This is a genomic window from Seonamhaeicola marinus, assembly GCF_008085455.1.
The window spans coordinates 1-214 of sequence record NZ_VSDQ01000517.1 but is presented as its reverse complement, the minus strand read 5'-3'; the positions used below and the strand labels follow the sequence as shown (position 1 = coordinate 214).

The window sequence follows — 214 nt, the reverse complement described above, 5'->3', positions numbered from 1 at the left end:
GAATTACTGTTTAACACTAATACAATTTAGCTCAAATTACAATTGGCTAATCTTATTTATTATATTTGCAAACTTTTAAACACCTATGAAGCATTTAATAGTATTAGTAATTAGTGTTTTAACCATTCATGTAAGTCATGCTCAAATTAATGAAATTGGCATATACGTTGGTGGTAGTAATTTTATTGGAGATTTAGGTTCAACCAAATACATT

At 26.2% G+C, this 214-nt stretch carries 1 protein-coding gene; it reads left to right on the top strand.

The window, feature by feature from the left end; translation table 11 throughout:
* Nucleotides 1-85: 85 nt before the first annotated feature.
* Nucleotides 86-214: DUF6089 family protein (locus FUA24_RS26120; RefSeq protein WP_222861337.1), on the top strand; the 129-nt coding region annotated here is incomplete at its 3' end.